At 71.9% G+C, this 23509-nt stretch carries 20 protein-coding genes and 1 tRNA gene; 8 read left to right on the forward strand and 13 right to left on the reverse strand.

Annotated elements, in window-relative coordinates; all coding sequences use genetic code 11:
• Positions 1 to 7: 7 nt before the first annotated feature.
• From IF19_RS0104150 to IF19_RS0104160, 3 genes are all read left to right on the forward strand, one after another.
• A complete protein-coding gene (locus IF19_RS0104150) occupies positions 8 to 517 on the forward strand; it encodes a hypothetical protein (RefSeq protein WP_030114026.1) in 510 nt (169 codons plus the stop codon).
• Complete coding sequence (locus IF19_RS0104155; protein ID WP_078580448.1) at positions 514 to 1236, forward strand: alpha/beta hydrolase; 723 nt, start codon at positions 514 to 516, stop codon at positions 1234 to 1236. The genes IF19_RS0104150 and IF19_RS0104155 overlap by 4 nt, the downstream gene beginning before the upstream one ends.
• Before the next feature lie 176 nt (positions 1237 to 1412).
• Positions 1413 to 3479, forward strand: coding sequence for a phosphocholine-specific phospholipase C (locus tag IF19_RS0104160; RefSeq protein ID WP_030275957.1), 2067 nt, complete (start codon positions 1413 to 1415; stop codon positions 3477 to 3479).
• A gap of 82 nt (positions 3480 to 3561) precedes the next feature.
• Here the strand turns inward: IF19_RS0104160 and IF19_RS0104165 are convergent, their stop codons facing one another.
• From IF19_RS0104165 to IF19_RS0104175, 3 genes are all read right to left on the reverse strand, one after another.
• Positions 3562 to 4461, reverse strand: coding sequence for a DUF2510 domain-containing protein (locus tag IF19_RS0104165; protein WP_078580484.1), 900 nt, complete (start codon positions 4459 to 4461; stop codon positions 3562 to 3564).
• Positions 4462 to 4650: 189 nt separating this feature from the next.
• Entirely contained in the window at positions 4651 to 5340 is a 690-nt protein-coding gene (locus IF19_RS0104170) for a response regulator (RefSeq protein ID WP_032747264.1), read from the reverse strand.
• Positions 5341 to 5342: 2 nt separating this feature from the next.
• Positions 5343 to 6296 carry a HAMP domain-containing sensor histidine kinase gene (locus IF19_RS0104175; protein WP_030114032.1) on the reverse strand — a complete coding sequence of 318 codons (954 nt, stop codon included), beginning with the start codon at positions 6294 to 6296 and terminating at the stop codon, positions 5343 to 5345.
• Positions 6297 to 6633: 337 nt separating this feature from the next.
• Here IF19_RS0104175 and IF19_RS0104180 point away from each other — a divergent pair, with 337 nt between their 5' ends.
• On the forward strand, positions 6634 to 6921 hold the full coding sequence (locus IF19_RS0104180) for a DUF3040 domain-containing protein (RefSeq protein WP_030114033.1): 288 nt from the start codon (positions 6634 to 6636) through the stop codon (positions 6919 to 6921).
• A gap of 508 nt (positions 6922 to 7429) precedes the next feature.
• Here IF19_RS0104180 and IF19_RS1000000135855 read toward each other — a convergent pair.
• Entirely contained in the window at positions 7430 to 7873 is a 444-nt protein-coding gene (locus IF19_RS1000000135855; RefSeq protein ID WP_106973590.1) for a hypothetical protein, read from the reverse strand.
• A 477-nt stretch (positions 7874 to 8350) separates the two neighbouring features.
• Complete coding sequence (locus IF19_RS0104190; protein WP_030114036.1) at positions 8351 to 8830, reverse strand: DUF309 domain-containing protein; 480 nt, start codon at positions 8828 to 8830, stop codon at positions 8351 to 8353.
• 110 nt (positions 8831 to 8940) lie between these two features.
• On the opposite strand from IF19_RS0104190, the gene IF19_RS0104195 reads away from it, so the two are divergent.
• Positions 8941 to 11583 carry an ATP-binding protein gene (locus IF19_RS0104195; protein WP_030114037.1) on the forward strand — a complete coding sequence of 881 codons (2643 nt, stop codon included), beginning with the start codon at positions 8941 to 8943 and terminating at the stop codon, positions 11581 to 11583.
• A 49-nt stretch (positions 11584 to 11632) separates the two neighbouring features.
• Positions 11633 to 11706 (forward strand) — tRNA-Pro (locus IF19_RS0104200).
• Between the two features lie 483 nt (positions 11707 to 12189).
• Here the strand turns inward: IF19_RS0104200 and IF19_RS0104205 are convergent.
• On the reverse strand, positions 12190 to 13542 hold the full coding sequence (locus IF19_RS0104205) for an alkaline phosphatase (protein ID WP_030118085.1): 1353 nt from the start codon (positions 13540 to 13542) through the stop codon (positions 12190 to 12192).
• Positions 13543 to 14025: 483 nt separating this feature from the next.
• On the opposite strand from IF19_RS0104205, the gene IF19_RS0104210 reads away from it, so the two are divergent.
• Positions 14026 to 14640 (forward strand): LuxR C-terminal-related transcriptional regulator, encoded by a 615-nt coding sequence (locus IF19_RS0104210; protein WP_050490699.1) that lies wholly within the window; start codon positions 14026 to 14028, stop codon positions 14638 to 14640.
• A 38-nt stretch (positions 14641 to 14678) separates the two neighbouring features.
• Here IF19_RS0104210 and IF19_RS0104215 read toward each other — a convergent pair whose 3' ends face one another.
• Complete coding sequence (locus IF19_RS0104215) at positions 14679 to 15671, reverse strand: aromatic ring-hydroxylating oxygenase subunit alpha (protein ID WP_030118087.1); 993 nt, start codon at positions 15669 to 15671, stop codon at positions 14679 to 14681.
• Between the two features lie 89 nt (positions 15672 to 15760).
• Here IF19_RS0104215 and vph point away from each other — a divergent pair, with 89 nt between their 5' ends.
• Positions 15761 to 16624 carry a viomycin phosphotransferase gene (vph, locus tag IF19_RS0104220; RefSeq protein ID WP_030275963.1) on the forward strand — a complete coding sequence of 288 codons (864 nt, stop codon included), beginning with the start codon at positions 15761 to 15763 and terminating at the stop codon, positions 16622 to 16624.
• Positions 16625 to 16659: 35 nt separating this feature from the next.
• Here the strand turns inward: vph and IF19_RS0104225 are convergent, their stop codons facing one another.
• The 6 genes from IF19_RS0104225 to IF19_RS0104250 are packed head-to-tail and all read right to left on the reverse strand — an operon-like array spanning position 16660 to position 23461.
• Positions 16660 to 18075 carry a KamA family radical SAM protein gene (locus IF19_RS0104225; RefSeq protein WP_050493677.1) on the reverse strand — a complete coding sequence of 472 codons (1416 nt, stop codon included), beginning with the start codon at positions 18073 to 18075 and terminating at the stop codon, positions 16660 to 16662.
• Positions 18072 to 19901, reverse strand: a complete 1830-nt coding sequence (locus IF19_RS0104230; RefSeq protein WP_050493678.1) for a non-ribosomal peptide synthetase — start codon at positions 19899 to 19901, stop codon at positions 18072 to 18074. The genes IF19_RS0104225 and IF19_RS0104230 overlap by 4 nt, the downstream gene beginning before the upstream one ends.
• Positions 19898 to 20089: an MbtH family protein gene (locus IF19_RS0104235; protein WP_030118091.1), complete on the reverse strand. Its 192-nt coding sequence runs from the start codon at positions 20087 to 20089 to the stop codon at positions 19898 to 19900. Before IF19_RS0104235 ends, IF19_RS0104230 begins: the two co-directional genes overlap by 4 nt.
• Positions 20086 to 21459 (reverse strand): condensation domain-containing protein, encoded by a 1374-nt coding sequence (locus tag IF19_RS0104240; RefSeq protein ID WP_050493679.1) that lies wholly within the window; start codon positions 21457 to 21459, stop codon positions 20086 to 20088. The genes IF19_RS0104235 and IF19_RS0104240 overlap by 4 nt, the downstream gene beginning before the upstream one ends.
• A complete protein-coding gene (locus tag IF19_RS0104245) occupies positions 21456 to 22382 on the reverse strand; it encodes an ornithine carbamoyltransferase (protein ID WP_030118093.1) in 927 nt (308 codons plus the stop codon). The genes IF19_RS0104240 and IF19_RS0104245 overlap by 4 nt, the downstream gene beginning before the upstream one ends.
• Positions 22379 to 23461, reverse strand: coding sequence for an ornithine cyclodeaminase family protein (locus IF19_RS0104250; protein ID WP_030118094.1), 1083 nt, complete (start codon positions 23459 to 23461; stop codon positions 22379 to 22381). The genes IF19_RS0104245 and IF19_RS0104250 overlap by 4 nt, the downstream gene beginning before the upstream one ends.
• Positions 23462 to 23509 lie beyond the last annotated feature (48 nt).

Raw genomic sequence — 23509 nt, forward strand, 5'->3', positions numbered from 1 at the left:
GAACCTCATGTCCACCACGCCCGCAAGCCCCGATCCGACCATGGAAGCCATCGGCGGAGCCGTCACCGAAGGCCGGTCGGGAGACGTCCGTTCGGCCCGTCGCAGACTTCTGGCCCTGTGGTCCGAGATCGGCGTCACCGGCGACCCGTTGCACCGTTGCTCGCTCGCCCACTACCTGGCGGACCTCTACGAAGATCCCGCGCAGGCCCTTGCCTGGGACGTCCGGGCCCTGGACGCGGCCGACGCCGTGACGGAACAGCGTGCCCAGGAGCACCACGCCGGGCTCCACATCGCCGGGTTCTACCCCTCCCTCCACCTCAATCTGGCCGACGACTACCGTCGGCTCGGGTCGTTCGACGCGGCCGCCGAGCACATCGACGCGGCCAGGGAGCACGTGCCCCGCCTTTCGCAGGACGCATACGGCGCTTCCCTGCGCACCGCCGTCGAAGAGGTGGCGGCCGCCGTCTCCCGGAGGGACACCGCCCGGCGGTCCTCCGCGCCGGGCCCGGCCGTATGACGCACCGGGTCGCGCCCTCGCGGCCGAGGGAGGAGGCGTGCCCCACGCGGACCGTGGTACTCGTCCACGGCCTCTACCACCGACCCGAGCATTTCGACCGGGTGACGGAACTCCTGCGGGCGGGAGGCGTCGAGGTCCTCGTCCCCGAACTGCACAGGGGCTCCCTGGCCGCCGACACCGCCGTGGTCCAGGCCGTCGTCGACGCGCTGCCGGAGCCACCGCTCCTGCTCGGGCACTCCTACGGCGGGTCGGTGATCACCGGAGTACGCGGAGCGGGACGGCTGGTCTACCTCGCCGCCTTCGTCCCGGACGTCGGAGAGAGCGCGGCGGCGCTCAGCGCGACATCGCCCTCACGGCTCCAGGAGGCCGTCAGGGCCGAACCCGACGGGTCGACCACCCTCTGCCCCGACCTGGCCGCCGACCTCCTCTACCAGGACAGTCCCGCACCCCTCGCCGCCTGGGCGGTCGGTCTGCTCCGCGCGCAGGCGCCCGGCTGCGGTCGCGGCGTGCCCCTCCACCACGGCTGGAAGGACACGGCCGCCACCTATGTCGTCTGCGGCCGGGACCGCGTCCTCGCCCCGGCGCTGCAACGGCGGATGGCCACGCGCTGTACGGACGTACGGGAGTGGCCGGTGGACCACTCGCCGTTCGTGGGGGAACCCGGTCTTCTCGCGGAGCTCCTGCGGGAGTTGCTCGCCGGCGGCGTTCCGCGCGGATGAGTGCGCTCCGTACGGTGAGCAGCGGGTGGAGTCCCCGACGGGCGCGTCCCGCGTACCGCCGCTGTTAACCGATCCGTCACGGCCTCTTCCATTCTGTTGGATTCTCTTGGAGCATCCTGTTCGCTTCTGTTCCCCGCACGTGCCACCGTCCCCCCACTCCAAGAGGCTCTGCACGCATGGCTGATATGAATCGGCGCCGCTTCTTCCAGATAGCCGGTGCGACCGCGGGATTCGCCGCGCTGACGGGCAGTATCGAGCGCGCCGCCGCCATCCCCGCCCACCGCGCGTCCGGAACGATCGAAGACGTCGAGCACATCGTCGTCCTGATGCAGGAGAACCGCTCCTTCGACCATTACTTCGGGGCGCTCAAGGGCGTCCGGGGGTTCGGCGACCCGCGCCCGGTGACACTGCCGAGCGGCAGGTCCGTCTGGCACCAGACCGATGCGTCGGGCAAGGAGACGCTGCCGTTCCACCCGACCGCCGACGACCTGGGGATGCAGTTCCTCCAGGGCCTCAACCACGACTGGGCCGGTGGTCACCAGGCGTACAACGACGGGCGCTACGACCGCTGGATTCCGGCCAAGACGCCGACGACGATGGCCCATCTGACCCGGGACGACATCCCCTTCCACTACGCGCTCGCCGACCGTTTCACCGTGTGCGACGCGTACCACTGCTCGTTCATCGGGGCCACCGACCCCAACCGCTACTACCTCTGGTCGGGACACACCGGCAACGACGGAACCGGCGGCGGGCCCGTCCTCGGCAACGAGGAGCGCGGCTACGGCTGGACGACGTATCCCGAGAGGCTGGAGGAAGCCGGAATCTCCTGGAAGATCTACCAGGACATCGGCGACGGTCTGGACGGGCCCGGCGGCTGGGGCTGGATCGACGACGCCTACCGGGGCAACTACGGCGACAACTCGCTGCTCTACTTCGACCGTTACCGCGACGCCCGGCCCGGCGACCCGCTGTACGAGAAGGCGCGCACCGGTACGAACGTGGCCGGGGGCGACGACTACTTCGACGGCATCGCCGCCGACGTGCGGAACGGGACGCTGCCGCGGATCTCCTGGGTCGCCGCGCCCGAGGCGTTCACCGAGCACTCCAACTTCCCCTCGAACTACGGCGCCTGGTACATCGCCCGGCTGCTGGACGCGCTGACGTCCGACCCCGAGGTGTGGAGCCGTACCGCCCTCTTCATCACCTACGACGAGAACGACGGCTTCTTCGACCACGTCGTACCGCCCTACCCGCCGACCTCCGCCGACCGGGGCCTGTCCACCGCCGACACCTCCACCGAGGTGTACGGGGGCGGCCCCTCGTACGGTCCCGGCGTCTACGGGCTCGGGCCGCGCGTCCCGATGCTGGTCGTCTCGCCGTGGAGCACCGGCGGCTACGTCTGTTCGGAGACCTTCGACCACACCTCGGTGCTGCGCTTCATGGAGCAGCGCTTCGGGGTGCGCGAGCCGAACATCTCGCCGTGGCGGCGCGCCGTCTGCGGCGACCTGACCTCCGCCTTCGACTTCGCCCGTACCGAGCCGGCCCCCGGCGACCTGCCGGACACCTCCGCGTACGAGCCGCCGGACCGCGAACGGCACCCCGTCTACCGGCCCACCCCTCCCGCCGTCGGCGCGATGCCGCTGCAGGAGCCGGGAAGCCGCCCCGCGCGGCCGCTCCCGTACGCCCCCTACGTGGACGCCGCCGTGGACACCGGCACCGGGAAGATCGCGCTCACCTTCAGTCCGGGGACCGAGGCCGGCGCGCAGTTCTACGTCACCTCCGGGAACCGCGCCGACGCCCCGTGGACGTACACCGCGGGAGCCGGCCGGACGGTCACGGACGCCTGGAACTCCGCCTACTCCGGTGGTTCCCACGATCTGACGGTCCACGGCCCCAACGGCTTCCTGCGTACGTTCAGGAGCCCGGGGTCCACCGCCGGACCCGAGGTCACGGCCCGCCACAACGGGGGAAGCGGCAACCTCGACCTGACCATCGGGAACGCCGGCGACGCCGAGGTCCGCCTCACCCTCGCCAACGCCGACGCGTACGGGGGAGCGGAACAGGCCGTCACCGTCCGGCCCGGTGCCACCGTGTCCCGCACCATCGACCTGCGGGCGGGGAAGCGCTGGTACGACGTGACCGTCACCGCCGAGGGGGACTCCGGCTTCCTGCGTCGCTTCGCCGGGCACGTCGAGACGGGTGAGGCCGGGGTCAGCGATCCCGGAACCGTCACCCGCTGAGGAAGCGGGCGGGGCCACGGGAGACGGCGGGGCGCGGACCGGGACCGGTCCGAGCCCCGCCGCCGTGTGCGGTGCGAGCGGATCAGGCCGCTCCGCCGGCTCCCGAGCCCGCGCCGGACGCGGCCTTGATCCCACCGGTGATCTCGTCCAGGACGGTCAGTCCGGGCGCGTCCTCGTTGATGTCGAACCCGGACCGGACGACCACGAGCATGCCCTTGGACGTGGGGGAGGGGAACACCAGCGATTCGACGTACCCGTCGTCGCCCTTCTCCGTCACCACCTTCCAGCGCACGACGTACCCCTTGCCGCCCGCGACCGTGACGGCCTCGGACCTCAGCTCGTCGTGCGAGGTGATCCGCCCGTAGCTCTTGCCGCCGTACGACTCCGTGGCGTTCGCGGCGATGTCCTTCTTCGCCGCTTCCTCCGGAGTCTTCGCCGACAGCTTCATGGCCGCCGCCGGAGCCGAGAACACCCCACCGCGTACACAGGTCTCGGCGGTGTCGCCGGGGCACGGGTGCTCACCCGTCGTCAGCCCGGCGCCGACCATCCCGGACGTTCCCTTCCACCCCTCGGGTACCGGAAGGCTGATCCCGGCGGCGACGTCCGTGGCGAATCCCGGCTCGGTCGGCGGCTCGGCACCACGCTCGCGGTCGTCGCCTTCACCGTCGCCGCTGCCGCCCTTTCCGCCGTCCTTCCCGCCGCCGTCCGGCGCACCGGGGAGTTCGGGGCCGCCGGACGGCGAGGAGACCGCGGCGCCCGGCTTGCCGCCGTCGTCCTCACCCAGCAGGTACACGCCGCCTCCGATGGCGGCGAGCACCACCGCGCCGGTCACCACGGCGGCGCCGACGCGCAGCCCGCGACGGCGCGCCGCATCCGGTGACGGGCGTACATGGCCGGTCCACTGCGCACCGTCCCACCAGCGCTCCTGGGCGGGGCCTTTGCCTGAGTGCCCGGGGTCTGGGTGCCAGCCGGGCGGGGTCATCTGGGTCACGGGGGCACCCTATGCGGACCGGCTGAGAATCACATGAAACGACCGGTGGAAGGCGGATGCTCCGGGACGGACCAGGGCCGGGTCAGGGTCGGGTCGGTGCCGTTCCCGGCCAGGGCGGGGCTGGATCAGGACCGGGGCGGGGCCGTTTCCTGGCCAGGGCGGGGCTTGGTCAGGACCGGGTCAGGGCTCGATCAGGCCGGCCCGGATCGCGTAACGGGTCAGCTCCAACCGGTCGCGCAGTCCGAGCTTCTGGAGCAGATTGGCGCGATGCCGCTCCACGGTCTTGACGCTGATGACCAGCAGATCGGCGATCTCCTTCGAGGAGTGGCCCTCGGCGACCAGCTTGAGGATCTCCTCCTCGCGCTCCGTGATGGCCCGCGCCGGCAGGCCCTCGCCGTCCTTGGCCCGGTCGAGGAAGTTGCGGATGAGCGCGGTCACCGCGCCCGGGTAGAGGAACGGCTCGTCGCGCATGGCCGCCCGGCAGGCCTCGACCAGGTCCCGGTCCGCCACCGACTTGAGCACGTAGCCGGCCGCACCCGCCTTCAACGCCTCGAAGAAGTACTGCTCGTTGTCGTACATGGTCAGCATCAGGATGCGCAGGCCCGGCATGACCCGGGACAGTTCGCGCGCCGCCTGGAGGCCCGTCAGCCGGGGCATCGCGATGTCCAGGATGACCAGGTCGGGCTGTTCCGCCCGGGCCATCTCGATGGCCTCGGCGCCGTCGCCCGCCTCGGCGACGACGGTCAGGTCCGGTTCGCCGTCGAGGATCAGCCGGACGCCCCGCCGTACGAGCGCGTGGTCGTCCGCCAGCAGGATGCGGGTCGGGGCGGCGGGCCCGGAGGAGGCGGCGGTGGACGTTGAGGTGGGCATGGTCACTGGTTTCCGTTCGGTACGGGTACGTCGAGCCGGACTTCGGTACCGCCCAGCGGGCCCGGGCCGAGGAAGACCTCCGCGCCGATCAGCAGAGCGCGTTCGCGCATGCCGCGCAGGCCGGCCCCCTCCGGGGCGTCGCCGAGGCCGCGGCCGTCGTCGCGGATGCGGAGTTCCACGCCGCCGGGGGTTCGCCGCAAGGAGAGGTCGAGCCGGGTGGCGCGGGCGTGCCGGACGGTGTTCGTGAGGGCCTCCTGCGCGATCCGGTAGACGACGAGTTCGGCGTCCGTGCCCAGCTCGGGCAGGTCCTTGCCCATCTGCCGGCGGATCGTCAGCCCGTCCGGCGTCGGCGTCTCGGTGATCAGGGCCGTCAACGCGCTCACCAGGCCCAACTCCTCCAGCACGCCGGGCCGCAGCCGGCGGGCGATCCGGCGGATCTCGTCGAGCGAGCCGCGGGTGATCTCCTGGACCTGCCGCAACTCCTCGCGCAACGGCTCCGGGGCCTGGTCGGCGACGCGCTTCAACTCCAGCAGGACCGCGGTCAGCGTCTGCCCGACCTCGTCGTGCAACTCCTGGGCCACACGGCGTCGCTCGGCCTCCTGCGCCGAGAGCGCACGGGCGCTGCTCGTGGCCCGCTCGGCCTCCAGCCGGTCCAGCATCGTGTTGAACGTCTCGATCAGCGCGGCGATCTCCCCGTGTCCCGCCACTTCGGGGCGCGGGCTCGGGCGCAGCAGATCGGTCGTCGTCATCGCGCGGGTGACGCGCTGGAGGGGGAAGAGGCCGAGCCGGAGCAGTGCCGCGTTGGCGGCGAGCATGAACGCGATGCCGCCGGTCAGGATCATGGCCTCGGTGAGCAGGACCGGGGTGGAGATGGTGATCGGTCCGAGCAGCAGCAGGGCACCGGCCGCGACCAGCACGGCCGCGTTGAGCAGGAAGATCCGCCAGAACAGGGACAAGGTCGAACGGCTCCTTCGGGGGATCGGGGGAGCAGGGCGCGCTGACAGCCTCCACTATCGCCGCTCCGTCGGATGACATCGCCCGCAGCCCGCAGCCCGCAGCCCGCAGCCCGCAGCCCGCAGCCCGGACTGCGGGGCGGTGTGGGCGCAGTGCGCTGTCGACGCGGCCCGCTCTGCATGGTGCGCACCCCCGGATATGGGTGCTGCCCCCGATGGTCTCCGGTGGGCCGCCCCGACGACCATGAGGTCCAGGGCCCAGGGGGCCCTGCCCCGCACCGCGAAGCGGGGCCGGGGCTCGCGGAGGCCGAGAGGGTATCCGTACCGGGAGGGAGACACCATGCCCACGTACGACGAGCGGCTGCGTGAGCTGGAGGAACAGCTGCGTCACGACGACCCCGGCTTCGCCGAGGCGATGTCCGGCGGCACCCCGCGTCCCCCGCGCGAGTACCGTCGCCGCAGCGCCTGGCTGTGGCTCGTCGCCGGCCTCGCCGTCCTGGGCATCGGTATCGCCGCGGGCCACGGGCTCCTGATCGCCACGGGCCTCGTGGTGACCGGTGCGGCGGCCCACCTCTTCGACCCCCAGCGCGGGCGTCAGCACGGGCGGAACATCCCGAGCACCCGCTGAAGGAGCCGCCTTCCCCGGCCCCCGAGCCGCACGGCTTCCTCGTTCTCCCGACCCGCGTCCCCCTTTCGGGTGGCGCCCGCATGCATCACCCCCGGCCTCCCTGCCGTATGCCTCCACCCTCTGCGGAGCCTGCTTCGACGCCTGCCCCGTGAAGATCGACATCCCGCCGTTGCTGGTGGAGTCGCGCCACCAGCACACCGAGCAGGCCGGAGCCACCTTGGAGAAGCCGGCCGCGAAGGCGGCCGGCGCCGTGATGCGCCGGCCCTCCCTGTACACCGCGGCACAGAAGGAGTCCGTCCTCGGCCGGATCGTCGCGGGGCGCGACGGGACGATCTCGCGGCCGCCGCCGCTCAGCGGCTGGAGGAGTACGAGGGCGAGGTGCGGCTGGACGACGACGGGGTCACGGCCGACCGGCTGGACCGCCTGGACGCGGTGGTCACGGCATCGGCCGCCGGGTGCGCCGAGACGGCACGATCTTCCTCATCCGGTCGGCGCCGGGCCGACCACGTCAGGGGAGCAGCAGCCAGTCCGCGCCCACGGCGGCCAGCAGCCCGGCGGCCAGCAGCCAACTGGCCAGCCGGGTACGGCCGTTCCTGCTCAGCTCGATCATTGCGCCGCACAGGATGAGCGCGAGCCCGTAGACGCCGACCACCAGCACCGAAGAACGGCTCGCGATGCGCAGCGCGAGCACGACGGCCATCACCACCATGCCCACGGCGGAGAGCAGGATCCGCAGTCGGCGGGCCTGACGTGGGGTCAGCCTCTTGTCGCCCGGGTCATCCGCCTCGTCCGGCTCGTCCGCGCCTGCCGGGGCCGCCGTCTCGTCAGCGTGACCCGGGGCCGCCGTCTCGTCCGCGTGATCCGGGGCCGGCGTCTCGTTCTTGCCTGCCGGCGCCGCCGAGCCGTCCGTGCGTTCCAGTGCCGCGGGGGTGGCCGCGCCCTTCGGTACCACCGCCTCGGCGGAGTCGTCCTCGGCCGCCGACCCGTCCGGACCGTGCCCGCCTTCCGGGAGGGCCGCATCGGCCGACACGCCCCGGTCCTTCGCGGCACCGGCTCCGGCGAGGCCGCCTCCGGCCCGCGCCGCGACCGGCTCGGCGGCCCGCGCCTCCGCCTCTCCCCGCGCCTCATCCGCCTCCGCCGGATCCGGGACCGCTTCCCCGGCCGCTTCGTCGGCCGTGTCCGGCTTCGCCCCGCCGCCCGGCGTCGTTCCGCTCGCCGGGGCGTCCTCGGCTATGAGGGTGTCGGTGCTGCGGTCCTCGTCGGTCCGCTCGTCGTCCGGTCCGCCCTCGCGCCGGTCGCGGGGCTGGTCCCGGTGCTGTTCCTGGTCCTGGTCAGAAGTGCTCATGAAGCCGGATCGTAGTAGCTGTGGGCGACCCCGATTTCCGGACCCGCGCCCGGCGATCCGACCGGACCCGACCGGCCACGACGATCACCCGCGCAGCCGGGGCGCTTCAGCCGCCGCGTCGACCGTCGGACCCGACTCCACCCGGTCCGCCAACTCCTGCGCCCAGGCGGACAGTCCGGCGATCGAGATCCCGTACGGCGCGGCTTCGGCGAACGGGGCGAGCGCCCCCGCACCGCGGCGCAGCAACCGTGGCCCGCCCGTGATGTTGCCGCGCGCGGCATGGGTCAGCCCCACCGCGAGCTGGGCCAGGCCGCGCCAGAGCTCGCGTTCGCCCTCCGGCCCGGACTTCCAGGCGTCCTCGAAGACCTCGTGGGCGTGGAACGGCATCCCCTCGTCCAGCAGCCGCTGCGCCTCCGCCAGCGTCTCCCGGGGCGTGCGCACGATCCCCTCCGGCTGCCGTGCGACGCCGGGCGTCCCGTACGGCAAGGGGCGTCCCAGCCCGTCTCGGGGGCGCGCGTTGTGCGCCCGGCCCTCGGCATCACGGTCCCTGCGCGTCTCGTTCACTACTCGATTGTGCCCCGTACCTGCAGGGAATCGAGCGAACTCTGTCGGTGAGCACCCGCGCACGACTAGGCTCGGAGGCCGAGAACACAGCCTCTGTGGGAAGGGTGGGCATGAAGCCGTCCCGGCCGTTGTACGAACGTGAACCGGAACTCGCCGTCGCTGCCGAGGCGCTGGACGCCCTGTGCGGCGCGCAGGCCGCCGGAGGGTTCCTGGTCTTCAGCGGAGAGGGAGGGATCGGCAAGACCGCGCTGCTCGACGAGATCCAGGCGATGGCCGCCGACCGCTGCACCGTCTGGTCCGGCCGGGGAGGCGAGACCGTCACCTCCGTACCGTTCCACGTCGTACGCCAGTTGCTGCAGCCCGCCCTCGACCAGTTCCCGCCGGACGAGACCCGGGCCCTGTTCGGCGACTGGTTCGAGATCATCGCCCCGGCCCTCGGGCTGGCCGAGCCGAGCGGACCGCAGCCCGACCCGCAAGGTGTGCGCGACGGCCTGGACTACGTCGTCGGCCGGCTCAGCCACCGCCCGTTGCTGCTCATCGTGGACGACGCGCACTGGGCGGACGGTGAATCCCTCGCCTGGCTGGCCTCGTTCACCGCCCGCCTCGGTGAACTGCCGGTCCTGGTGGTGCAGGCGCACCGTCCGCAGGAGATGGCCGAACGCAACGCCGGCTACGTCGCGGACCGGGCGGCCGAGCGTGACTCCCACGGCCAGGAGAAGGTGACCCGCGTCGCGCTGCGCGCCCTGACACCGGACGCCACCGCCGTACTGGTCCGGTCGGCGCTCGGCGAGCACGCCGACGACCCGTTCTGCCGTGAGGTGTGGGCGGTCACCGGCGGCAACCCGTACGAGGCGGTCGAACTGGTCGCCAAGGTCCAGGACCACGAACTGCCGCCCGTGGAGGAGTCCGCGGGTGAACTCCGCGCGCTCGGCGCCTCCGCCCGGGGCAGCGGGCTCGTCGCCCGACTGGAGCGGCTCGGTACGAACGCCAACCGGTTCGCCTGGGCGGCGGCCGTGCTCGGCACCGACATCTCCCAGGAACTGGCCGCCACCCTCGCCGGCATGAGCCCGGCGGAGGCCGCCGACTGCACGGCCCGGCTGCGCGACGCCCGTATCGTCAGCGGATTCGACCCGCTGGAGTTCGTCCACCCGCTGATCGCGTCCGCGGTCTACCGCTCGATCCCGTCGGCCACCCGTACCGCCATGCACGGGCGAGCCGCCTGGGCGATCACCCGGGCCGGGCTCGGGCCTGCCGCGGCCTCCAGACATCTGCTGGAGGTCCACCCGGACGACGATCAGGAGCTGGTCGCCCAACTGCGGGAAGCCGCCCGGCAGCACCTCGCCGTCGGTGCGCCCGAAGCGGCCCGGCGCTGCCTGGAACGGGCGCTGGAGGAACCGCCGCGCCCCAAGGACCGGGCGGCCCTGCTGTACGAGCTGGGCTGCGCGACCCTGCTCAGCTCACCGCCCACCACGGTCCAGCACCTGCGCGCCGCGCTGGACATGCCGGGGCTCGACGACGGACTGCGGGTCGACGCCACGTTCCGGCTCGCCGCCGCGCTCGCCCACAACAACCAGCTCAAGGAAGCGGCGCTCGCGCTGGCCGCCGAGGCCGCGCGGACCGATCCGGGCCCCGGACTGATGCGGCTCCAGGCCGCGCACTTCATGTGGGAGGGCATGCAGGCCGTCGAGGACGACGGGCCGACCCGTTCCCGCCGGCTCACCCGCAACGCCGACCACCTCAAGGGCCGTGACAACGCCGAGCGGGCACTGCTCACCCTGCGCGCCTTCGACGGCATGCTGCGCGGCGAGAACGCCCAGCTGATCGTGGACCTCTGCGAACGCGCCCTGGTCGACGGCAGCCCGGCGCGCGGGCTCGGCTGGACCGACACCGAGTGGGGCTTCGAGCTCCCCACCATGGTCGGCATCACGTACAGCTTCGTGGACCAGCTGGACCGCGCCGAGAGCCTCTTCGGCGAAGCCGTCCGGGCCTTCGAGATCTCCGGCTGGAGCGGGGCCCACCTGGCGTTCGCCCACACCCTGCTCGGCATGGTCCACCGCCGTCGCGGCCGCCTCGCGGAGGCCGAGGGCTTCCTGCGCGAGGGGCTGCGCCTCGCCGACCGCGTCGGCTCCGGGCTGCCCGTGCACTGGGATGCGACGTGTCTGCTCATCGACACCCTGCTGGCCCGCGGCCGGACCGAGGAAGCACGCAGCATCGCCGACCGCTACCACTTCGGACCGCCCTACCCCAGCGCCATGGTGCTGCCGGACGGACCGTGCATCCGGGGCCGTCTGCTGCTGGCCGAGGGGCGTACGAAGGAGGCGATCGCCGAACTCGAAGCGGCGGGCGCCGCCCTGGAGGCCCGGGAACGCTTCAACGGCATCTGGGCTCCCTGGGCCGCCGACCTCGCTCGGGCCCTGGTCGACGAGGACCCGGCCCGCGCCGCTCACCTCGCCGCCCGCAACCGTGTGCACGCCGAGCGGCTCGGCACACCCACCGCCATGGGCGAGGCCCTGCGCTGTGTCGCTCTGTTCGCCCCGCCGGAGCGTTCCGCGGAACTGCTCGCCGAAGCGGTCGGCCACCTGGAGAAATCGACCTCCGGCTACGAACACGCCCTCGCCCGGTTCGAGTACGGCGCTGCGATCGGGTCGCACCGGGAGCTGGCCCGCGCGCAGAAGCAGGCGATGACCTGCGGTGCCGAGGGCCTGGCCGCCCGCGCCCAGCAGGCACGTGCGTCGATCCGGTCCTCCGAGTGAGGTAATGTTTGTCCTGCGCGGCCACCCGGGAGACCGGGAGGGAACGCGGCGGGACGTGGCGCAGCTTGGTAGCGCACTTGACTGGGGGTCAAGGGGTCGCAGGTTCAAATCCTGTCGTCCCGACTGGAGACAGTCGTTGATCGAGGGCCGGTTTCGGAGCAATCCGAAACCGGCCCTCGATCAGTTTTGGGAGCCGACGGGAAATTCGGCGGTGGAGAGCGCCAGAGGGATACAGCGGAAAGCGGCCGTCGACAGGCGCACGCAGTCCGCAGGGTGGAGATTCGGCTGGATTCCGTGTGCGCCGGAAGAAGTGAGTCTCCTCGGGTGGACTGATTCGCATCGGTGCTGGGGGCGGACGGTGGACAACATTCATCTGCGGATACGCCGGTTCGGCCAACCGGCGATGGGTGGCTCCACGCCCTCGCTTACGGCAGGGCGGGTTTCAGGCTCGTCTCGCGTTATCTGGCCGATTCTCCCCAGGCGCTCCCCAGCGGCGCGGATAATCTCCGGCTTCTCCCCGGGGAAAGCCGACGCCACCAGTACCGACGAGACGAAAGCCCTCCCTGCCACAGGCGCGCCGAGTGACCGCCGAGGGGCTGTTGCAGGTCACCGCAGGTTGAGACCGATGCGGAGAGTGGTGAACAGTTGGGTCTGGTCCGTGGTGCCGAGCACTCTGTGCGCCTCGGGCCCCTCGGCCGCGATGCGTACCTGTACGCCGCTGTGCTCCTGTCCCTCCTCGCCCGCGTGCGTGGCGTAGCTGACCTTCATCGGGGCGCCCTCGTCCGTGATCAGCGTCGCGGAGAGTCCTGAGGGCCTGGCCGCCATGGGCACGATCTGACTGCTGTGCCCGTGGTCGGCGGTGGTGATGACGAGGGTGTCAGGGTGCCGTGCGGCGTACTCCCTGGCGGCTTTGACGGCTCGGTCGAAGGCGACGGTCTCACCGATCTGGCCGCAGGGGTCGGCATCGTGATTCTGCTTGTCGATGGCGGCGCCTTCGACCTGAAGGAAGAACCCCTTCCCCGCGCCCTTCTGGCGTGCTCGGGCATCCAGCAGCGCGATGGCCCTGCGCGTCAGCACCTCCAGACTCGGGATGCCGTCGGAGGGTTCGCGGTCGGTCACGCAGCGCTGTGGTGCGGTGCCGCCGGCCGCGGCCGGCGTTCCGGTCCAGGCGACCGGCAGCTCCTCCGGTGCGAAAAGGCCCAGAACCGGGCGTCCGGGGCGGACGGCGTCCAGGCCCCTGGCGTCCGTCACCACGCGATAGCCGTGCTGACGTGCACGCTGCAGCACCGTGGAGCCACGCTCCGGACCCTGGGTGATGGTCTGGTCGAAGCGTTGCCTGCCACCGCCGAGGAGGACGTCGACGCGGTGGGCGACCGTCTGCTCGGCGATGGAGCCCGGGCCGCCCGCCGCCCGCGTGTCCGTCGGGCACCGATCCATGTCGGCTGGGCCCTGGCAACTGCGGTCGGTGACGTGCGAGGTGAGGGCGGCGGGGGTGGCGTCCGTCAGCTCGGCGCTGGTGACGCTGCCGGTGGCTAGTCCGCCCTGCCGGGCGAGCTCCAGGATCGTGGGCACGGCGCGGTCGGTTTCGGCCGTCTTGGAGATCCGGTCGTTCACCGTCTTGTGGCCGGTGGCCCAGGCTGTGGCGCCGGCGGCGGAGTCGGTGACGTAGTTGGGACGTCCGTCGCGGTCCACCGAGTAGGTGGTGTACGACCCGGTCATGGGGAAACCGTCCATGTGGAGCCGCCCGCCCGCGCCGACGGTGTAGTTGCGCGCGAGGGTGATCTCGGAGTCGCCCATGCCGTCACCGACCAGCAGGATCACGTTGCGTGCCCGCGAGGTGTCCCGTTCGTCTCCGCTCGACGCTGCGGCGGGCCCCATCACGGTGCCGGCGATGAGCAGTGCGGCGCCCGCCAAGGCTTGCCGCGTGTAAGGGGCGCTCCCCAGTACCCTGCATTTCATAGTCACGAACCTCCAGTGGTGTTAAATTCATATCTGGCATTTTCTGGCCAGTGTCAGGGAAATTAATAACGCAGGTAATGGCGCATACGGCATGCCGGATGCCTCTGTCAAGTGACTCAAGCCAGCCGTGTTCGGAAGACTTGAAACGGGTGCCCCTGCCGCTCTCCATGTCGTGTCTGAACTGCCTGGGCGCCGTGGAGTGCCTTCCCTGCGAATGATCCTCGGTGGCCAAATTGTTTTGACTGAAACTGTTTTTCGGTCAATCGATTAGCGGTAAAGCGATGCCCAAGAAGTTTTAGATCTACTATTGCTCGTGGCCCGGCGCCGATTACGGGTGTGTAAAGCGAGCAAGGGGGAAATATGGGGCAGACCTCATCAGGGTGGCTCGTGCCGCATCGACCGTGCGGTGCGCCCCCGGCGGATGAGCCAGGCGCCCGGGTCCGGATCCTGTTGGCGGAGGACAGGGATGTCTATCGGGAGGGGTTGTTCGTCCTCCTCTCGGAGATCGCCAATGCCGAGGTGGTCGGCACGGCGGTGGACCGAAAGGAGTTGGTTCACCAGTCGACCCGGTTGTCGCCGGATGTCGTCGTCGCCGGAACCTCCCTGGTGCTCCCCGACGGCCTCCCTGCGCTGAGCCGGCTGCCCGAGGCTGTCTCGGGGAACACCGTCATGGCGGCCGAACGGGACACCGACGAACTGCTGTCGGCGGCGCTCGCGGCCGGGGTGCACGGCTACGTTCCGCTCAGCTCTCCGCGCGAGGACTTCGACGCGGCGATCCAGGCCGTCGCTGCCGGTGGAGGCTTCCTGCCGACCCATGTCACCCGACGTCTCGTCAGGAACTTCCATCTGGTGCCCCGCCGCACGGACAGACCGGCGGAACTGGAACTGCTCAGCGAACGGGAGCAGCAGGTACTCCTCCTCGTCGGAGACGGACGGAGCAACCGGGAGATCGCGCGCACACTCCGGGTCAGCGAGGCCACGGTCAAGAGCCATGTCTCACGCGTCCTCGCGAAGCTCGAACTCCGCGACCGGGTCCACGCCGCCCAACTGGTGTGGCGGCTCGGCCTCGGCTCCCCGTCTCTCCTTCCGCAGACCTGAGACCTCCCGGAGCGGGTTCGATGTCGCGACTGCCCACGTCACCGGCTTTCCTTGAAATTCATCAGCAGTTCCCCGTACACCTTCCGGTAGGTGATGCTGAACCGGTCCGCGGGTGTGTGCACCTGAGAGTGAACGTCCAGAGGCGCCTCGACGGGCCACTGGTTCTCCACGATGGGGTGGTCCTCCTCGAAGACCTGCCGTTCGAAGCCGAGTACGTCGGCCAGGACGGCTCCCTGTGCGGTCGACTCGGCGTCCGTGCCCGCCAGCCAGAACTGCCGTACCGCCTTGCCGTCCGCCGAGATGGGAGTGGCCACCTGCGCGACCAGCCGGCGCCCACCGGACGGCGAGGAGACGCAGATCGAGGCGAACACCGGCATGGTGATGTGGTAGTCCAGCCGATGGCTCAACTCCTCCGCGAGGTCCTCGGGCACCCCTTCGGAGCCCAGCGAGGAGGACCAGCCGAGCCGCCAGCCGTCTCTGCTGATGCGATAGGGCTCCACCACCTTGTCCACATGGCCCATCGAGTCCGCGTGGACGAAGGGGAAGTGGGCCTTGTCCCGGAAGTTCTCGGTCAGCAGCCGCATACCGCAGTTCAGCGTGTACGGCTCGCCCGCGCCGAGTCGCCAGCTGTCGTCGACGTACTCGGGCAACCGCGGCAGAGGCAGGAACGGATCGCCCAGACAACTCCACACCAGGCCGTAGGCGACCTCGGCGGGATGGGTGCGCAGCGCCGTGTGCGGCCTGCCCCGGCCCGGCGGGAGCGACGGAATGCGCGTGCACCGCCCGCTGCCCGTTTCGAACAACCAGCCGTGGTAGGGGCATTCCAGTGCTCCGTCGCGCAGCTGCCCGAGTCGTAGGGCCATGCCCCGGTGCGGGCAGAAGCCCTGCGCGACGGTGACGGAGCCCTCGTCCCCGTAGACCACGAGTTCCTCGCCGAGGATGCTGCCGCTCGCGACGCCGTTCTTCAGGTCGGCGACCCGGGCGACCGGGAACCACATGTGCCGCAGCATCTCGTACTCGACCGGATCCATCGTCACACCCCAGTTTCTGATGACTCGACACGTCGGCATGCACCAGGCGTCAGCCGGCACACATCTGAGAAGTGGAGACTTCGCCCACCATGAGAATCATTGAGACGCACCGCGATCTGCTGAGCCGGCTCCTGCCCGGGGACACCGTGGGCGGACTCGCCGTCCACGAGGGGCAGTTCCACCATGTGGTGATCGGATCGCACCGGGTGGTCTGCTTCGCCCGCACCCGGGCGGCCGCCGATCGGCTGCCCGGCAGGGCGGACGTCCTGCGCGCTCTTGCCGGGATCGACCTCGGGTTCCGCACGCCGCAGCCGCTGTCCGAGGGAGGCGCCCAGGGCACGGACGAGCCGCCGTACCTGGTGCTGAGCCGCATTCCCGGAGCACCGTTGGAGGACGATGTGCTCACCAGCCCCGAGGTGGCGGAGGCCGTCGCCCGACAGTACGCGACCCTGCTGTCCGGGCTCGCGGCGGCGGGCGACGAGGAGAAGGTGCGCGCCGCGCTGCCGGAGGCTCCCGCGAACGAGTGGCAGGAGTTCGCCACGGGGGTGCGTACCGAACTGTTCCCGCTGATGTCCGACGGCGGCCGGGAGCGTGCCGAGCGCGAGCTCGCCGCGCTCGACGCCCTGCCCCATCTCACCTCCGCGGTGGTCCACGGTGACCTCGGCGGCGAGAACGTCCTGTGGGAGACGGTGGACGGAGTGCCGCGCATGAGCGGCGTCGTCGACTGGGACGAGGTCGGCATCGGCGACCCGGCTGAGGACCTGGCCGCCATCGGGGCGAGCTACGGCGAGGAACTGCTGGGCCGAGTGCTCGCGCTCGGCGGCTGGGCCGACAACGGAACGGCCGAGCGGATCTCGGCGATCCGAGGCACCTTCGCACTCCAGCAGGCTCTCTACGCGCAGCGCGACGGCGACGAGGAGGAACTCGCCGACGGCCTCAGCGGCTACCGGTAGGGGCCGCTGGGCCGCGCACCTACCCGGCCGGGGGGTCAGGCGCATGCCTGGCCCTCACGCGCCGCGACCTGCCGTTCCCACCAGCGCCACCCGCTCTCGGGCAGCGTGGACAGCGGATCGTGGAAGGGGTAGCGGCGGGTCAGCGCGTCCGGGTCGTCGAGCTCGATCGCGGTGCGGTAGTTCTTCGTCCAGTACGAGATGCCGCGCTCCCGGTCGTACTCGACGGCCTGGTGCACCCACCTCTTGCCGACGTACGGCACGTCGCAGACGATGCGCGGAGTGGCGTAGCCGGGCAGATAGCCCATGATCGCGTGCTGGAGGTCCTGGGCCTCGGCGAGTGATGTCCGCCAGTGCTCCGCCCCGGGCACCATGTCGCACATGTAGAAGTAGTACGGGAGGATGCCCGCCTCGTCCTGCAGGGAGAAGCACAGGTCGAGCAGGGCCGCCGTGCTGTCGTTGACCCCGCGCATCAGCACGCCCTGGTTGCGCACGTCGCGGACTCCGGCGTCGAGCAGGGCCCGGGCCCCCTCCGCCACCAGCGGTGTCACCGACTGGACGTGATTGGCGTGGGTGTGGACGGCCAGATGGACGCCGCGCCGGGCGGCGACACCGGCGACGTTCTCCAGGCCTGACACGACCTGCGGCTGGAGCCAGTGCTGGGGCAGGCCCACCAGCGCCTTGCTGGCCAGCCTGATGTCCCGGACGGAGTCGATCTCCAGCAGGCGCAGCAGGAAGGACTCCAGCCGTGGCCACGGCACGTTGGCCACGTCGCCGCCGGAGACCACCACGTCCCGGACGCCCGGTGTGCGGCGCAGGTGGTCGAGGATCGCCTCCTGCCGGTCGGCGGGGCGCAGCGTCAGCCGCTGTTTGTCCACACTGGGGGTGGAGCCGCCGACGAGATCCATCCGCGTGCAATGCCCGCAGTACTGCGGGCAGGTGGCGACCAGTTCGGCGAGCACCTTCGTCGGGTAGCGGCGAGTCAGTCCCTCGACCACCCACATCTCCGCCTCGTGCAGGGAGTCCCGGGACGACAACGGGTGACTCGGCCACCGGAGGTCGCGGTCGGAACGGACCGGGACCATGTACCGGCGTACGGGGTCGGCGTAGAAGGCGTCGTGGTAACCGTCGGAGTCGGCGGGGGTCTCCGGCGCGATGGTGTTGAGCATCTGCGGGGTGATCAGCATGGCCATGGTGGCCATGTGCTCCTGGTCCTCCGTGAGGTCGTCGTAGAACTTGTCGTCGAGTCCGTCGCCGACCACGGCCCGTAACTGGCGGGCGTTCTTGACGCAGTGCGCCCGTTGCCACTGGACGTCGTGCCACTGGGCCGCGGTGACGTCATGCCAGCCGGGCAGTCTGCGCCAGTCAGGTTCCACGAGTTCCCGGCGGCGGTAGTCGTACGGCTGGGGGCAGGATGCCGGCTCGGGCGGGGGAGGGGCGGTCGGCCTGGTCACTGGGGCTCTCCTCGGAAGGGTCCGGAGACTTCGACTAGCTGCGCCAGTTCTTGCGGGGTCGGGTGGTCGAACACGTCCTGAAACGTCAGATCGGTCTCCAGTTCCCGATGGACGAGCGAGATGAGGCGGGTCACGGTCAGGGAGTCACCGCCCCGTGCGAAGAGGGATTCGCCGGCGCCGCACGGAGCGCCCAGTGCCCGGCCGCAGAGCTCCACGAGTCGCGCGGTGAGCGACGGCCCGGACGCGGACCCGGCCGACGCCCCTTCGGAGGGCGTGGTGGCGTCGGTGAAGAGAGCCTGGAGCGCCGCCCGGTCGACCTTGCCCGTGCGCAGCAGGGGCAGCGCGGTCACCACGGCGATACGGTGCGGCAGCAGGGAGCGCGGTAGCCGCCGCGCACAGTGCTCCGCCACCTCCCGCTCGGTGGCGGGTCCGCTCTTCGACGGGACGAACGCCCCGTACAGGCGCAGGTGTTCCGGGTCGTCCCCCACGGGGAAGACGGCGGCGGCCACGACTCCCGGACAGGTCGTCATCGCCCGCTCCACCTCGGCGGGTTCGACACGAACCCCACGCACCTTGAGCCGGCGGTCGGCGCGGCCCGCGTGGACGAGCGAACCGTCGGGCAGGGTTCGCACCAGGTCACCGGTGCGGTAGAACCGTCCGCCGGCGCCGGGGGCGGGTCCGAAGGCCGCCGCGGTGAGGGCGGGACGGTCGGCGTATCCCCAGGCGAGGCCGGGCCCGCCGGTCCACAGCTCATCCGGCCTGTCATCTGAGGGGACCAGGACCTGGCGGATGTGGGGCAACGGACGGCCGATGGGCACGGGATCGCCGTCCCGCAGCGCCCGGCCCGCCGGGCCTCCCAACTCCGCCGCGTGGGTCACCATCACGGTCTCGGTCTGTCCGTAGGTGTTGAGCAGGCGAACCCGGTCCGGGACGCGTTCGCTCCACAGCCGTACGGTCCGGGCGTGGGCCGCCTCCCCGCCGATGACGACCAGCCGGAGCGCGGGCGGCAACTCCTCGCCGCCCAGGGCCAGATAGTGCGCGAGCTCGTTCCACATCGCCGTCGGCAGGTCGACGACCGTGACGCGGTGCTCGCGGACCGCCGCGAGCAGGGCCGGTACGGAGCGAGTCTCGACCCGTCCGTCGACCACCAGGGCGGCACCGCCGAGGAGAGCCGGATAGATTTCCTCGCCGCTGGTGTCCCAGATCAGCGAAGTCCAGTGCAGGACCCGGTCGGTGGATGTGACGCCGAACAGCGGGACGAGAGACCTGGCGGCGCGGGTCACGGCACGGTGCGGCACCAGGACCGCCTTGGGAGTGCCGGTGGTGCCGGAGGTGAGCATGACGTACGCGAGGTCGTCCGGCAACGGCGGCTCGGCATCGGCCCGCGTGGCCGGCGGGGCCCCGGCCGCGAGGTCGCCGGGGATCACGGGGATGCCGAGGCCGGGCAACTCGCCGAGCGACTCGGCCCGGCCGAGGACGGCCCGCGCACCGGTGAGCGCGACCACCTCGCGCAGGCGGTCCTCCGGATCGGACGGGTCGAGCGGCACATAGGCGGCGCCTGCCCGCAGCACCGCCAGCGGGCAGCAGACCCCTTGCCAGGTACGGTCGGCGAGCACGGCGATCCGCTGCCCCCTGCCGATGCCGTGCCGGCGCAGCAGGCCGGCCAACCTCGCGGTGAGGTCGTCGAGTTCGTCGTGGGTGAGGGTCCGGTCCGGGGTGAGGAGCGCGGGGGCGCCGGGCATGCGGCGGGCCACCTCGGCGAGCAGTGCGGGCACGGTGTCGGTGCTCCGGTCGGCGGCCGTGCCGGTCGTGGGCATGGTGGTCATGCGCGGGCGCTGAGCGGACGCAGGTCGGTCCAGACCGTCTCGATGTGGTCCAGGCACGCCTGGCGGCCACCGACAGTGCCCTCGGCCCGCCAGCCGGCCGGGAGCGGCCGGCCCACCGGCCACACGGAGTACTGCTCCTCGTCGTTCAGGACGACCTGGTACGCGGTGTCCGCAGGGGTGTCGTTCATCGTGTGGGCTCCTCGGGAGAAGGATCGGAGGATCGAACAGGATCGGCGGCTCCGCCGGGAGAGTCGCCGGGGAGGCCCAGGGCCTCGCGCAGCAGGGCGAGGTACTCGTCCGCCATCCCACGGGCCGTGCCGGCCTCGTACAGATCGGTGCTGTACTCCAGGAAGCCGCGCAGCCGGTCACCCTCGCGGCCGAGTTCGAGTTCGAGGTCGAACTTGCTGCTGCCGACCGGGATCTCCCAGGGCGTGCAGCGCAGCCCGTCGAGGGCCAGGGCGTCCTCCTCGAAGTCCTGGAAACTGAACATCACCTGGAAGACGGGGGTGCGTGACAGGTCGCGGGGCGGCCGCAGTTCGTCCACCACGTGCTCGAAGGGGACGTGGCCGTCCTGGTATGCGGCCAGCGCCCGGCCGCGCACCTGGTGCAGCAGTTCCGCCAGGTCCCGGTCGTCCGAGAGGTCCAGACGGAGCACCACGGTGTTGGTGAACAGGCCGATCAGCGCCTCTTCCTCGGGGGCGGACCGGCCGGACACGGGAGTACCGACGCAGAGGTCCCGGCCGCCGCCACGGCGGTGCAGCAGCATCGCGAACACCGCCAGCATCACCATGTAGAGGGTCACCCGGTGACGGGCCGCGGCCGCGCGAGCCGCCGAGGTGACGTCGGCGGGGACGACGACCTCGACGCGGTCGCCGCGCGCCGTACGGACCTCGGGCCGGGCACGGTCGGTGGGCAGCCGCAGCGGCGCGGCACCCTCCAGTCGTGCGCGCCAGCGCGCCAGCGCCGGCCGCCCGGCGGGGCAGTCGGCCTGCCGCGCCCGGGCGAGGACGGTGTCGCGGTAATGCACCGGCAACGGCGGCAGCGCCTGTCCGACATCCTGCCCGTGCGCCGCCGCCCGGTACAGCGCGGAGAGGTCCTCGCCGAGGACCGCGAGGGACAGCCCGTCGCAGCAGATGTGGTGCAGTGAGCAGACCAGCAGGTGGTCCCGCTGGCCCAGCCGGACGAGCAGAGTGCGCAGGGGATCCTCACCCGCCAGGTCGAAAGGGCGCAGCGCGAAGGCTGCCGCCTCCCGCCCGGCCCGTGCCGGGTCCTGCGAGAGATCCAGTCGCCGCAACGGTCGCGGGTGGTGGCGCCGGACGGCCTGCCGGGGTTCGCCCGCCACCTGGTCGACGCGCGTACGAAGCGGCTCATGCCGCTCGACCAGCGCGTTCAGGGCGTCCTCCAGCGCCGAGGTGTCCAGCGGTCCGCGCAGCCGGTACGCGTACGGCTGGACGTACTCGCTGGAGGGTCCGGTGAGCTGGTCGAGGAACCAGAGGCTGTACTGGGCGGGGGAGAGCGGGGCCACCTGCTCGGTACGGAGCGCGATCCGCGTCCTCACGTCGTGACCACCCATTCCAGGACGGCCATCGCGCCGGCGGCCTTCAGCCCTGCCTGCGTCCAGGCCAGCGAGGACTTGCCGTCCAGCACCTCGCCGGAGACCTCTTCGCCCCGGTGGGCGGGCAGATCGTGCAGGAACACCGCGTCCGGCCAGCGGTTCATCAGCGCGGCGTCGACGTGGAAGGGCCGGAAGACGTCCCGCCAGGACGGGTCGGGCTTGGTACTGCCCGTCGTCTGCCAGCGCGAGGTGTACACGGCGTGGACCTCGCCGACCACGTCGCCCGGGGCGTGCGCCTGGGTGACGGAGCCGCCGCGCCGATCCGCGATGGCCGCGGTCTCGGCCAGCACGGCGTCCGGAAGCCCGTAACCGGCCGGAGAGGCGAAGACGGCGTGGCAGCCGGGCTGCCGGGACAGTACCCGGGCGAGCGCGACGGCGGTGTTGTTGCCCTCGCCGACGTACAGCACACGGACGCCGTCGAGCCCGCCGAAGTGGTGAATCAGTGTGGCCAGGTCGGCCAGGCCCTGGGTGGGGTGCTCCTCCGCCGACATCGCGTTGACCACGGGGAGTTCGCCCTCACCCGAGAGCTCCCGCAGTTCACGCATCGGGCCCGCGGTGCGCACGACGAGCAGGTCGAGCATCCCGGCGAGCATCCTGCCGGTGTCGGCGGCGGACTCCCCTGTGTTGGTCTGCAGATCCGTGGGTCCGAAGGCGATCGGCGCCCCGCCGAGCCGGATGGCGCCCGAGGTGAACGCCGTGCGGGTGCGGGTGGAGGTCTTGGTGAAGAGGAGCCCGGCGACGAGCCCGGCCAGCGGGCGGGTGTGGGCGTCGCGGTCGGCGTGGAGTTCGATGGTCCGGCGGACGATGCGCTGGACGCTCGCGTCGTCCAGGTCGGCCAAGGAGTACAGGCCGCGGGGTTCGGTCACCGGTCTGCTCCGAGGAGGTCGAGGCGGGTGCCGTGGCCGTCGGCGGCGGCCCGGGCGTACACCCGGGCCAGCAGACCGACGTCGAGGACGGCCATCCCGAAGGGGTTGCTGACGACGACCCCGGTGCCGGGGCGCTCGGCCGGCACGGCCGCGGTGAGGACGTCACCGAGGGTGCCGCGGATGGTGCTGGTCCCGGGTTTCGGGGTGCCGGGGGCGAGCACCCGGCCCTCGCCCAGCAGCCGGCCCAGGACGCGGCGCGGATTGTCACGGACCAGCTCGACGTCGTCGACGTACAGCGCCTGCGCCCGGTCGAACACCTCGGGCAGCAGATCGTCCAGGGAGACGTGGGCGACGAACGTGCCCGGCCGCAGGTGGTCCGGGGAGAGATAGCCGGTGTCGGTGATGGTCAGGGTGATGACGACCGTGCTCGCCGCGGCGGCCTCGGCGGCCCGGCCGTGCGGGACCACGGTGAACGGCAGCTCGCTGCCCTCCACCCAGGAGGCGAACGCGGACGCGCGCTCCGGCAGCAGGTCGTGCACGTGCAGCGTGCGGACGTCGGGGAAGTACCGGGCCAGCAGCTCGGCGTGGGTCCGCGCCTGGGCGCCGCAGCCGATGAGGGTCACTTCCTGGAACCGCTCCGGACCGAGGTGGCGCAGGCTGGACATGGTGTACGCGCCGGTGCGCAGCGCCGACAGGTAGGCGGCCTCGGCCACGACCGCCGGGCGCGCGGTCTCGGGGTCGAACAGGAAGCTGACCCCACCCGCGCGCTCCCTGCCCTGGGCAGGGTTGGAAGTGGCGGCGTTGATCAATTTCATCCCGTAGGCCGTCGGGACGGTCGGGTCGGCGGCGCCGACCGAGCCGAGCATCGCGATGGAACGGCAGTACGCCCCTTGGGAGTTGGCCCAGGGAAGATAGCCCTCGGCGGGGAGCGCGGTGTGCCCCGCCGCATGAGCGCGCAGCACGTCCTCCACCGCCGCCACGGGGTCGATGCCCGCGGCGCAGGTGCGCACGGCGGCTCGGTCGAGAAACAGCAGGTGCTCCGTCCTGGTGGCAGGTTCGGGCACGGCTTGGATGGTCATGTCGGTGCGAGTCCTCTCGCTCTCGGGTGCGGGTGCGGTCGTCGGCGG

The sequence above is a fragment of the Streptomyces californicus genome (assembly GCF_000717645.1).
GTDB lineage: Bacteria > Actinomycetota > Actinomycetes > Streptomycetales > Streptomycetaceae > Streptomyces > Streptomyces californicus.